The sequence below is a fragment of the Streptomyces sp. NPDC046862 genome, assembly GCF_040704615.1.
Lineage (GTDB): Bacteria > Actinomycetota > Actinomycetes > Streptomycetales > Streptomycetaceae > Streptomyces.
On record NZ_JBEYXP010000116.1, the window covers coordinates 1 to 10,332 of the forward strand.

Below are 10,332 nucleotides of genomic sequence, written 5' to 3' on the forward strand. Positions count from 1 at the left end.
GGCGCGGCGCGGCGGCGGCCGGGCGGCCCGGCCGGCCGGGCCGACCGGCCGGGCCGACCGGCATGACGGTGACGTGCGGAAGGTTCACCCGCGAGGGGAGGCTCGCGGGGAACCAGGCCCGTACGGTGATTTCCTCCACCACGAGGTTGCCTGGCTGAGCCGAGTTCGGTTGCTGTGACAGGGGCGGCGCGGTCGTCCGCCCGGAACCGTCAGCCCTGCCGTTCGATCCACTCGCTGCCGCCCAGCGGGTAGTCGTAGCCCGGGCGGCCCGCGTCGGCGCTGGTGCGGAACGGGGTGCCGTCGTTGTTGATCCGGAGGGTGCCGCGGCGGCTGCCGCTGGACCAGTTCAGAGTGAGCTCCCAGCGGACGTCGTGCGCCTTGGCGTGGGCCGTGACGTAGAAGACCTCCGGGTCCGACTCGCTGACCGAGTACGGGAAGTCGCGCTGGCCGTTCTTGACGGTGACCGTGGGACTTCCGGCGTCGAGGTCGATGTCGAACGACTTGGTCTCGACGCCACCACCGCAGCCGACACCCATCGCGTAGTCGTTCCAGGCGAGCGGCGCGCCCTTGGTGAGCACGCGTATGTGCAACCCCTGCAGGACGACGGTGTCCTCACCGGTGCCCTGGACGGTGAGCGCGACCCGCTGTTCCCCCGACGACACCGCCCCGTACGCGGCGGCCCAGCGCGGCGCGTCCTGTTCGGCGGCCGGCGGGCCGACCTGCTCGGGCTCGCTGTTGACGAGGAAGTGCTGGCTGCACGGGCTGTCGTAGACGTAGGGGCGGGTGTCGACGGCGAGCGGGACGGCGCCGGTGGCGCTGCCGCCGGTGGGCTGGGCCGCCCCCTTCCCGCCGTCGCCCTTCGAAGCGCCGGAACCGGCCCCCTCGGACTCGGTGGCGGACGCGGAGGCCGATGCCGACGGCTCGTGTTCCTTCGGGCTCGGGGACGGGGAGCCGGACGGCTTCCCGGCATCCACCGTCCCGGTGACCACCCCGGTGTCACCGGCCGCCCGCCGGCCCCCCGTGTCACTCTCGCCGCCGAACGGAGGCCCCACGGTGAGCACCACGGCTCCCAGCACGGCGGCCACCGCGACGGAGGCCATCAGCACGACGGTACGGCGACCGAGGGGACGGCGGGGAGGACGGGGACGACGAGGCGGCGTGGACTCGCGCGGCACGTCGACGACAAGCGGCTCACCGCTCTCGCCGTCACCTCGCCCATCAGCTTCATCAGGCACATCAGCGTTCTCAACGGTGTCAGCAGCCCCGACGGCCCGGACACCCCCCGCCGATGCGTCCGATGCGTCCGATGCGTCCGACCCGGCCCCCCGAGGCGAACCCGTCACCGCGACCTGATCCGCCCTGCGCCCTCGTGCCGCGTCCGCGAGGATCCAGCGCCGGTGCACCTCCACGAGCTCCTGCGGCGTTGCCCGGCAGACCCTCGCGAGGCGCTCCACCGGTGCGTAATCGACCGGAACCGCGGTGCCGTTGCAGTAACGGTGCAGCGTCGACGTGCTCATGTGCAGCCGCTTGGCAAGAGCCCCGTAGCTGAGTCCCGAGCGGTCCTTGAGTTCCCCCAGCAGCCGGGCGAACGCCTCCGTCTCCTCGGCCTCTGTTGCCCCTGACACGCGTTCCCCTATCCCCCCGTGTTCCAGTCGCGCGTTCCAGGGCCCCTGCTTTCCCCCTGGTCAGAGCGCGTTTCCGTGTTCCAGCGTCCCCAACTGCCCGCCGGGCATGGCGGCTGGGACGGATCACCTCACAAGCTTCGGTCATCCAATCACCACGCCACCCGAACTCCGAAGGGGCACAGCCACATGCACAGCCTCCGCACCTCCCGCACTCGTCTCGTCGGCGCCGCCGCCACCGTCGTACTCGCCGCGCTCTCGCTGACCGCGTGCAGTGAGGGGACCGGCGTCCACGACGAGGGTGCCTCGGGGGCCACCGACACGAGCGCGAACTCCTCTTCCGACGCTGCCTCCACCGGCTCCTCCTCCACCGGCTCCTCCTCGACCGGCTCCTCCTCGACTGGCTCCGGCTCTGCTTCCGGCTCAGGCTCCGGCTCCTCGGGCGACAACCCCGCCGCCGACACCAAGGGGTCCACCGCCGGTGGCTCCGTGTCGAAGGCGCCGGCCTCCTCCGCCAAGCCGGTCACGTGCGAGGGGTCCAACACCAGGACGGTCGCGGCCCCGCTGAACCGTCCCGTGAACCACATGCTGCTCACGGTGACCAACACCGGGAGCAAGAGCTGCTTCCTCTACGGCTACCCGGCCGTCCGCTTCGGCGAGGCCCAGGCCGTGCCCCCGGTCATCGAGGACTCCCAGCCGCAGGCAGTCGTCACGCTCGCGCCGGGCGAGTCCGGCTACGCCTCCGTGAGCCTGGCCGCCGCCGACGGCAGCGGCTCGAACGGCCACACCGTGAAATCCCTGAGCGTCTACTTCCAGGGCCGCTCCGGCAACGAGAGCGTCGGCGCGGGCGCTCACCCGTCACTGCCCGCTGCGGGCGTCTACGTCGACGACTCGCTCAAGGTCACGTACTGGCAGCAGTCGATGGACGACGCCGTCAACTGGTGACGGAGGCCGCCTTGCAGGGGCCGTGAACAGGCAGGGGCCCGGGTCACCGACCCGGGCCCTTTGGGCGTGTTGGACGTGGACCGAAAAGGCGCTCTTGTGAACCGTCCGCTCGGCCGTGCACATTTCGGCGGAACCCACCCGCACCGCTCCGATAACATGTTCGACCTCGCGACGAACGCCCCTATCGCCCGCCCTTCACCGGAAAGCCGTGCCATCCAGCGAGATAAGTAATCAACTTACCCAAAACCTAACAAATCGGTCGAATAATTGATACCCAGAGCATCGCAGACCTTTTCGCGAATAAAAGGCATAACCGCGCTCTCCGTGTGGCGGCACCCGCGGGCAATACTGTGGGCCACGGCGGCTGTCGTGACGCTCGGATTCCTCGTCGCGCTGGAGATCGCCGCGCGTCGCTACGACGTGCCGGGGCCGATCACCAACCAGGTGCGGGAGGTGATACTCCCGCCCAAATCGGGTTTCCTGCTGTACGCCAGCATGGCGTTGATGATGGTGGTCCTCCCCTGGCGGCAACGGTTCATCGCGGTTGGTGCCGCGATCGGTATCGACATCGTTTTCCTGGTGGTCCGGTGGGCGGCCGGCGTCGAGGTGACCGAGGGCCATCCCTTCGGCAACGGCGCGCTGTGGGTGATTCTGGGCTGCGCGGTCGTCGCCGTCACGCGCCGCACCGGCCAGGAACGTGTCCTGCTGCTGAAGGGCGTGGGGCTGGGCCTGCTGCTGGTGACCGGCCGCAAGACCGGTGACACCTGGCTGCTCATCACCTCGAAGACCCGCCCGGCGGTGCTCGACCAGTACGTGGCGACCGCCGACCGCGCGCTGGGCGACCCGTCGTGGGTGGTGGGCCGGATCGTCACGGCCACCGGCCGGGTCGGCTTCCAGTTCCTCGACATCGTCTACGGCCAGCTCGCGGTGGCCGCGGTCGTCATCGCGCTCTACCAGCTGCGCAACGTGGCGGCCGAAGGCCGCTTCCCGGGCCACCACCTGGTGCGCACCTTTCTGGTGATCGGCCTCCTCGGACCGGCCATCTACATGATCTTCCCGGTGGTCGGGCCGATCTTCGCCTACGGCAACGGCGTCGAGCACTGGTCCTCGGTCAGCCTGTGGTCGCCGATGCCGCCCACCGAGCACTGGGCCGTGGCCAACCTGTGGCCGCAGACGCCGCCGCCGATCAGTACTCCGCAGCACATGCCGTTCGACGAGATCACGCCGCGCAACTGCATGCCCAGCCTGCACACGGCGTGGGCCACCACGATCTTCATCCATTCCCGCAAGGGCCCATGGTTTCTGCGATTCGCCGGCACGTTCTGGCTGATCGCCACCCTCGCCGCGACGCTGGGATTCGGCTACCACTACGGCGCGGATCTCATTGCCGGAGTGGTCTTCACGCTCACGATCGAGGTGGCTCTGCGCTCGCTCGACCGCGGCTGGGATCGATCAGGGATCCAACTGGTCGCTTACGGCACAACGGTGTTCGCCGTGCTCCTGGTGTCCTATCGCTATCTGCCGCTGGAGATGGCCCGGCATCCGTGGGTGTACGGACCACTTCTCGTACTGGCGATGGTCTCGGTCATCTACGGCTACGTACGGACCACCGCACAGTGGGAACCGAAGCCCGCTCCGGCGCCGCGACCGGAACCGCAGCCCGAACTGATCTGAGGCTGAATTCTCTTATGGGATGAATCACGGGAGAATTCACAACGATGAGGCTCCGCGAAACGTAGAGGCGCGGCGGCGTGTGGGTGATTTATGCGCATCAGAGGCGTCATTTCCCCTCGCGCTGCGCGCCGATCGCATTCCAGGCTCGGGATTTCACCCCCGCCCATGACTCATGGACCGGACCGGCGGGTGTTGTAGGTTCTGCCGGCGAACCGGAAATCCCGGAGTTACGGCCGCGACGCGGGCGTACGCATTAAGTGAGGTAATGCATGAATAACCAGCACAGGATATTTCGCCGTGCGTTAGCCGTGGCCGCCGTCACCGTGGCCGTGGCGTCGGCCGCCTCGGTCCCGGCTGTCGCGACGACAACTCCTGCGACTCCTGCGACGACCGCGGTGTCGGACGACGACCTCACGGCCCTGGTCGCGCTCGTCAACAGCGAGCGGGCCGAGGCCGGGTGTGCCGCGCTGACCGTGAACGACAAGCTCACCAAGGCCGCCCAGGACCACAGCCAGGACATGGCCGACCACCGGAACCTCTCGCACACCGGGTCCGACGGATCGTCCCTGACCGACCGGTACGCACGCGTCGGCTACTCCTGGAGCGCCGCCGGCGAGAACATCGCCTCCGGCTACACCACGCCCCAGAGCGTCATGGACGGCTGGATGGCCAGCAGCGGCCACAGGGCGAACATCCTGAACTGCGCGTTCAAGGAGATCGGCGTCGGTTTCGCCGAGTCCGGCTCCTACTGGACGCAGGACTTCGGAACGTCCCGCTAGCACCCGGCCGACGTGCCGGACAGGGGACGAGGGCGCGCCTCCGAGAGACGTACGTCACATCCGGTCCTGTCACACTGTGCCGAGCCGTGCCGTCAGTGAGGTGCAAGCACCCACAACGACGCAGGAGTTCCTCATGGACGCTCGCTTGAACCTCTTCGGCAACCCCGTCGCGGGCAAGTTCCTGAAGCACCTCAACTCGGCGGGCAAGGTCGTCGCGGACTCGGCACTGCCGGGCCCGACGCGGGAGCTGGTCCTGCTCCGTGCCAGTCAGATCAACGGCTGTGGTTTCTGCACCGACATGCACACCAAGGACGCCGAGGCCGCCGGGGAGACCGCGCAGCGCCTTCATCTGGTGGCGGCCTGGAGGGAGGCCACGGTGTTCACCGACGCCGAGCGTGCCGCCCTGGAGCTGACGGAGCAGGGCACGCGGATCGCGGACGCGGCCGGTGGCGTCCCGGACGAGGTCTGGGCGAACGCGGCCAAGCACTACGACGAGGAGCAACTCGCCGCCCTGGTTGGCCTCATCGCGGTCATCAACGCCTACAACCGGCTGAACGTCATCGTCCAGCAGCCCGCGGGCGACTACCGGCCCGGCCAGTTCGCATAACGCGACGCCGAACAACGCGGCCTCACACAACGCGGCTTCGCACAACGCGGCACGACAGCACACGCCCCGGACACCCTCACCAAGGGACCGGGGCGTGTGTGTCCACGGGCCGGGGCTCAGCGCACCGGGAAGCCGAAGGAGTAGCCCTCCTCCTTGAGCCGGGGGAGGAGCCTGCGCAGGGCCTCGACGGTCTGGGAGCGGTCGCCTCCCGCGTCGTGGAAGAGGAGCGTCGGCCCGTTGGGCAGCTCCCGCTCGACGGTGGCGACGATGGCCTCCGTGCCCGGTCGCTCGAAGTCCTTGGTGTCCACGTTCCAGCCCAGCGGGCGCATGCCCCGGGACGCGGCGAGCTCGCGGCTGTAGGGGGTGAAGGCTCCGCCGGGCGCCCGGTAGTACATCGGCCGTACGCCCCCGGACGCCTTGGTGATCATGCGTTCGGCGTCGAGGATCTGCTGCGACTGGTAGGCCTCGGGCTTCTTGTCCATGGTGGTGTCGTGCGACACCGAGTGGTCGCACAGCCGGTGCCCGGCCGCGACCACCTTCTTCACGAGGTCCGGGTGGGCCTGCGCCTGCGTCCCCACCATGCAGAACGTGGCCTTCACCCCGTACTCCCGCAGCACGTCGAGCATTTGGGGGGTCCACACGGGGTCGGGGCCGTCATCGATGGTGATGTTGACGCCGCGCGCGCCCTTGTCCGAGGCGTGCGCGATGGTCACCCCGACCGGCTTGACCTTGCTGGCCGGCTTGGCCGACGCGGCCGCCCCGGGAGACGAGCCGCCCACGGCACCGGCCTGCGCGGTCCACACCGAGGCACCGGCGGCGAGCATCGTCACCCCGAGCGCCGCCCCGATCAGCTTGCCGTACCAGCCCCGCCCGCCGCCGTGCCGTGCCATGTCCGCCCCGCTTTCGCGCAGTCCCTCGCCGATCCCCGGTCACCTTGCGACCACCTGGCATGACGAGCAGAAGCGGCCATCGGATGCGTCCGTTACCGATCACGGACAATCCCGGGGGAGTTCACGGACAACTCGGCGAGCAGCGGCGGGTACGGGGCCCGTTGACCTGCCCCGTCTCCCGCGACCCCGTCTCCCGGGGCACGGGCGGTCAGTGCAGGGACGCCTTCGGCTGGTGGGTGACTCGCAAGAGGGTCACCGGTCAGAATGGTGACATGAACCGCGGCAGCGCTTTCCATGTATTCGTCTGCGGAGACCCGGCGCTCGACTTCGCCGCCACGCTCGGAGCGCGCCGTTCGGCGCGCTCCGAGATGTTCGCGACGCCGGACAGGCTGGACGCGTGGTACGTGGAGTCCGGGATCGTCGACGCGGTCTCGCCCGGTCAGGAGGCCGACGTCGAGCAGGCGAGGACCGTACGGGAAGCGGTGTACCAGCTGGTCACCGCCCGTCGGCTCGGGGAGGAGTACGACGGGGCGGCGCTGACCGTGGTGAACAACGCGGCACGCAAGCAGCCCGCGGTACCGCAGCTCACTCCGACGGGGCGATGGACGCAGGCGACACAGGAAGGAGCCCTCTCCGTGGTGGCGCGCCACGCCATCGAGCTCCTGAGCGGGCCGGACGTGCCCCTGCTCAAGGAGTGCGGCGACCCCGAGTGCACCCGCACCTACATCGACCGCTCGCGGGGCATGCGCCGGCAGTGGTGCGGGATGGAGTCCTGCGGCAACAAGATCAAGGCAGCCGCGTACCGCGCCCGCAGGAAGACCGGGCCCGCGGCGTCCCACTGACCGACGCGGGGCCGTCGTCAGGTTCTTGCCGACTCCTCCCGACTCCTTCCGATTCCTTCCGACTCTTTCTGGCCCCTTTCGACTCCTTCTGACTCCTTGTGGTCCGGGTGTGCCTGCCGGATACTTCCGGCCACGGCGTGCTGTCGCGCCGCACAGGTCCCGCAGCGCCATCGGTCCGTGCTTCCCAGTGCCTACCGCGGCGGCCGGCATCCGGGGCGGGGAACCCGCGGAGGCCGCACCGCAACCGCAGTGGCCGAAAATGTGTCTCTCTCCGCACGTGGCCCGGTCGCTCGGGAGTACGTGAGGCTCCGGTGGGACGGAGGCCTTGGGGGGGATGGAATGAACACATGGGCAGTGCCCGGATACGCCGAGTCACTGGAACTCGGGGCCGGGGCAAGCGGTCGGGTCGTCCTGGCCGTGCACGAGGAAACCGGCGTTCCGGTCGCGGTGAAGTACCTCAGCGAGTCCCTGCGCACCCGGCCGGGCTTCGTGCACGACTTCCGGGCGGAGGCGCGGCTTCTCGGCGGACTGCGGAGCCCGTACGTCACCGGCTTGTACGAGTACGTGGAGAGCACGCTCGGCGCCGCCATCGTGATGGAACTGGTGGACGGTGTCTCGTTGCGGACGCTGCTGTCCGGACAGGGGCCCCTCGATCCCGAGGCCGCGCTCGTCATTCTCAAGGGATCGCTGCTCGGTCTGGCCGACGCGCACCGCGTCGGCGTCGTCCACCGCGACTACAAGCCCGAGAACGTCCTGGTCATGCCGGACGGAGCGTCCAAGCTCGTCGACTTCGGGATCGCGGTGGACGCGGGCACCAGCGCCGGTGTGGCGGGAACCCCGTCCTACATGGCCCCGGAGCAGTGGACCGGCGCGCCCGCCTCTCCCGCCGCCGACGTGTACGCGGCCACGGCCACGTTCTTCGAGTGCCTGACGGGCCACAAGCCGTACGCGGGTGACAACCTCGCCGAACTCGCCCTGCGGCACGTCGACGCGCCCGTCCCCGTGGACGAGGTCCCCGAGCCGATACGGGACCTGGTGCGGCGTGGCCTGGCCAAGGACCCGGAGGAACGGCCCGCGCAGGCCGAGGCGTTCGTCACGCAGCTGGAGGCGGCCGCCGGCGGCGCCTACGGGCCCGACTGGGAGGAACGCGGCCGCGGCCGGCTCGCCGCGCTGGTGGCACTGCTGGCGCTGCTGCTGCCCTCGGCCCGTGGCGCGCCCCGGAGCACCACGGACACCGCGCGCACGGTCCTCGGCCGGGAGTCGGCCCAGGGCTGGGCGCGGTCGTGGCTGCCCGGTCGGCCGGGCCTGCTCGTGTCCGCCGCGGTCGTGCTCCTCGGCATCCTCCTGTCGTACGGCATCCGGCACCTTCCGGGAGCCGATCCGCAGGAGACGGCGCAGGCCCTGGCCACCACCAGTGCCCGGCCCGGCGCGGAGTCCGGTGCGGAGTCCGAAGGGTCCACCGCTCCGACCGCGCCGGCCCTCTCGTCCCCGTCCTCGTCCCCGACGTCCACGGTGTCGCCGTCGGACTCGGCGGCCACCGATGCCGCCAGCGGTACGGGCGAGCCCTCGGCGTCCGACCCCACGGCTCCGGCCACGCCGACCACGACGTCCGGCGGGGCGGCCACCGATCCGGCGCCGACGTCCGCTTCCCCCACCGGGCCGGCCGCACCCGCCGTCAAGGACGTGGCGGTGTCGGCCTTCCGGCAGACGGGCCCCACGACCGCCACGGCGACCATCGACATCACCACGGACGGCACCGGGCCGGTCTCCATCACCGTCTCGTGGTTCACCGGCGACAGCGCGGGACAGCTCGGCACCCAGGACGGTGCCTCGCAGACCTTCGCGCGCAGCGGCGCCACCCAGTACACGCTCACCGTCGACCACACCTTCCAGAGCGCCGGCTGCTACTGGGCGGTACAGGCCACGACCACTCCCGCCTCCGCCGACGGCGGCGCCTCGCAGCAGTTTCTGACCAGACAGTGCGGTATCCGATGAACGCTCACCACGACCGCGCCCCGAGCGACGAACCCGTCTCCACCGACGCCGAGTACCCGGAGTACCCGCAGTACCCGGAGTACCCGCAGTACCCGGAGTACCCGCAGTACCCGCTGTACCCGGAGTACCCCGAGTACAGCGCCACCGTGCTGGCCAGCCACTGGATCCAGAGGCCCGAGTCGGACACCACCCTCGTCGACCCGGAGGCGTCGGGAACCTGGCCGGCGCCGCTCACGCTTCCGGATCGCACCGAAGGGAACGTGCTGCGTTTCGGCCCCGGAGTGACCGCAGCCCTCGCGCACCGCCCCCACACCACGATCCCGGCCGTGCCGTCGCCTCCGCCGCCCTCGCGCGGACGACGGCTGCGCAGACACGCTCTGCCCGCGCTGGTGGTGCTCTGCGTCCTCATCTTCCTTGCCTGGCAGGGCCTTGGCCCGTCCGTCGCGGTGAGCACGGTGGCGGTCACGACCCGGCCGACGGTCCTGGGATGCGACGACACCGCGGACCTCGTCGGCCTCGTCGGGACGAACGGCCGTCCGGGCACGCTCTCCTACCGCTGGACCCGAAGCGACGGCACCTCCTCGGGCATCCTGCGTGAGGTGGTGGTCCGGGGCCAGAGACAAGCGCGTCTTCACCTGCTGTGGACGTTCCAGGGCGAGGGCCACCAAGCGGCACGGGCCGAACTGCGCATCCTCTCCCCGGCCCACCGCACGGTCACCGCGCACTTCACGTACGACTGCGCGGAGCCGGGGAATGCGAACAGCCGTCCCGCGGATCACCCGCTGTAGTGAGTGCCGCGTGAACGGCGGTTGTGTGTGCGGAAGTCGTACTACGGTCCGATGTCGTGAAGCTGGTCGTGCAGGTGAAGCTGCTGCCGACGCCGGAGCAGGCGTCGGCACTGGAGGCGACCCTGCGCGCCTGCAACCGGGCCGCCACCTACGCCTCACAGGTTGCCTTCGCCAAGCACCTCAAAGACCG

9 protein-coding genes and 1 pseudogene are annotated in these 10,332 nt (G+C 70.3%); 8 read left to right on the forward strand and 2 right to left on the reverse strand.

Going from position 1 to position 10,332, the window contains the following annotated elements; genetic code table 11:
• Positions 1 to 209 precede the first annotated feature (209 nt).
• Positions 210 to 1,625, reverse strand: a complete 1,416-nt coding sequence (locus AB0959_RS52650) for a helix-turn-helix transcriptional regulator (protein ID WP_366834153.1) — start codon at positions 1,623 to 1,625, stop codon at positions 210 to 212.
• A gap of 186 nt (positions 1,626 to 1,811) precedes the next feature.
• On the opposite strand from AB0959_RS52650, the gene AB0959_RS52655 reads away from it, so the two are divergent.
• The 4 genes from AB0959_RS52655 (at position 1,812) to AB0959_RS52670 (ending at position 5,627) form a co-directional block, all read left to right on the forward strand.
• Positions 1,812 to 2,567: a DUF4232 domain-containing protein gene (locus AB0959_RS52655; RefSeq protein WP_366834154.1), complete on the forward strand. Its 756-nt coding sequence runs from the start codon at positions 1,812 to 1,814 to the stop codon at positions 2,565 to 2,567.
• A gap of 324 nt (positions 2,568 to 2,891) precedes the next feature.
• Entirely contained in the window at positions 2,892 to 4,241 is a 1,350-nt protein-coding gene (locus AB0959_RS52660; protein ID WP_366834155.1) for a phosphatase PAP2 family protein, read from the forward strand.
• A 269-nt stretch (positions 4,242 to 4,510) separates the two neighbouring features.
• Positions 4,511 to 5,020 (forward strand): CAP domain-containing protein, encoded by a 510-nt coding sequence (locus tag AB0959_RS52665; protein ID WP_366834156.1) that lies wholly within the window; start codon positions 4,511 to 4,513, stop codon positions 5,018 to 5,020.
• 133 nt (positions 5,021 to 5,153) lie between these two features.
• Entirely contained in the window at positions 5,154 to 5,627 is a 474-nt protein-coding gene (locus AB0959_RS52670; protein ID WP_366834157.1) for a carboxymuconolactone decarboxylase family protein, read from the forward strand.
• Between the two features lie 116 nt (positions 5,628 to 5,743).
• On the opposite strand, the gene AB0959_RS52675 is transcribed toward AB0959_RS52670, so the two are convergent.
• Positions 5,744 to 6,517, reverse strand: coding sequence for a polysaccharide deacetylase family protein (locus tag AB0959_RS52675; protein WP_366834158.1), 774 nt, complete (start codon positions 6,515 to 6,517; stop codon positions 5,744 to 5,746).
• A 272-nt stretch (positions 6,518 to 6,789) separates the two neighbouring features.
• Here AB0959_RS52675 and AB0959_RS52680 point away from each other — a divergent pair, with 272 nt between their 5' ends.
• From AB0959_RS52680 to AB0959_RS52695, 4 genes and pseudogenes are all read left to right on the forward strand, one after another.
• On the forward strand, positions 6,790 to 7,359 hold the full coding sequence (locus AB0959_RS52680) for a CGNR zinc finger domain-containing protein (protein ID WP_366834159.1): 570 nt from the start codon (positions 6,790 to 6,792) through the stop codon (positions 7,357 to 7,359).
• Between the two features lie 339 nt (positions 7,360 to 7,698).
• Positions 7,699 to 9,354, forward strand: a complete 1,656-nt coding sequence (locus tag AB0959_RS52685; protein WP_366834160.1) for a protein kinase — start codon at positions 7,699 to 7,701, stop codon at positions 9,352 to 9,354.
• A complete protein-coding gene (locus AB0959_RS52690) occupies positions 9,351 to 10,142 on the forward strand; it encodes a hypothetical protein (RefSeq protein WP_366834161.1) in 792 nt (263 codons plus the stop codon). The genes AB0959_RS52685 and AB0959_RS52690 overlap by 4 nt, the downstream gene beginning before the upstream one ends.
• A 56-nt stretch (positions 10,143 to 10,198) precedes the next feature.
• Positions 10,199 to 10,332: pseudogene (locus AB0959_RS52695) on the forward strand (RNA-guided endonuclease TnpB family protein); the annotation flags it as partial.

What these genes read in the sequence shown, in the direction of transcription:
- AB0959_RS52655 (WP_366834154.1), top strand. Translation starts at nt 1,812, where the DNA reads ATGCACAGCCTCCGCACCTCCCGCACTCGTCTCGTCGGCGCCGCCGCC.
- AB0959_RS52685 (WP_366834160.1), top strand. Translation starts at nt 7,699, where the DNA reads ATGAACACATGGGCAGTGCCCGGATACGCCGAGTCACTGGAACTCGGG.
- AB0959_RS52675 (WP_366834158.1), bottom strand. Translation starts at nt 6,517, where the DNA reads ATGGCACGGCACGGCGGCGGGCGGGGCTGGTACGGCAAGCTGATCGGG.
- AB0959_RS52690 (WP_366834161.1), top strand. Translation starts at nt 9,351, where the DNA reads ATGAACGCTCACCACGACCGCGCCCCGAGCGACGAACCCGTCTCCACC.
- AB0959_RS52665 (WP_366834156.1), top strand. Translation starts at nt 4,511, where the DNA reads ATGAATAACCAGCACAGGATATTTCGCCGTGCGTTAGCCGTGGCCGCC.
- AB0959_RS52680 (WP_366834159.1), top strand. Translation starts at nt 6,790, where the DNA reads ATGAACCGCGGCAGCGCTTTCCATGTATTCGTCTGCGGAGACCCGGCG.
- AB0959_RS52670 (WP_366834157.1), top strand. Translation starts at nt 5,154, where the DNA reads ATGGACGCTCGCTTGAACCTCTTCGGCAACCCCGTCGCGGGCAAGTTC.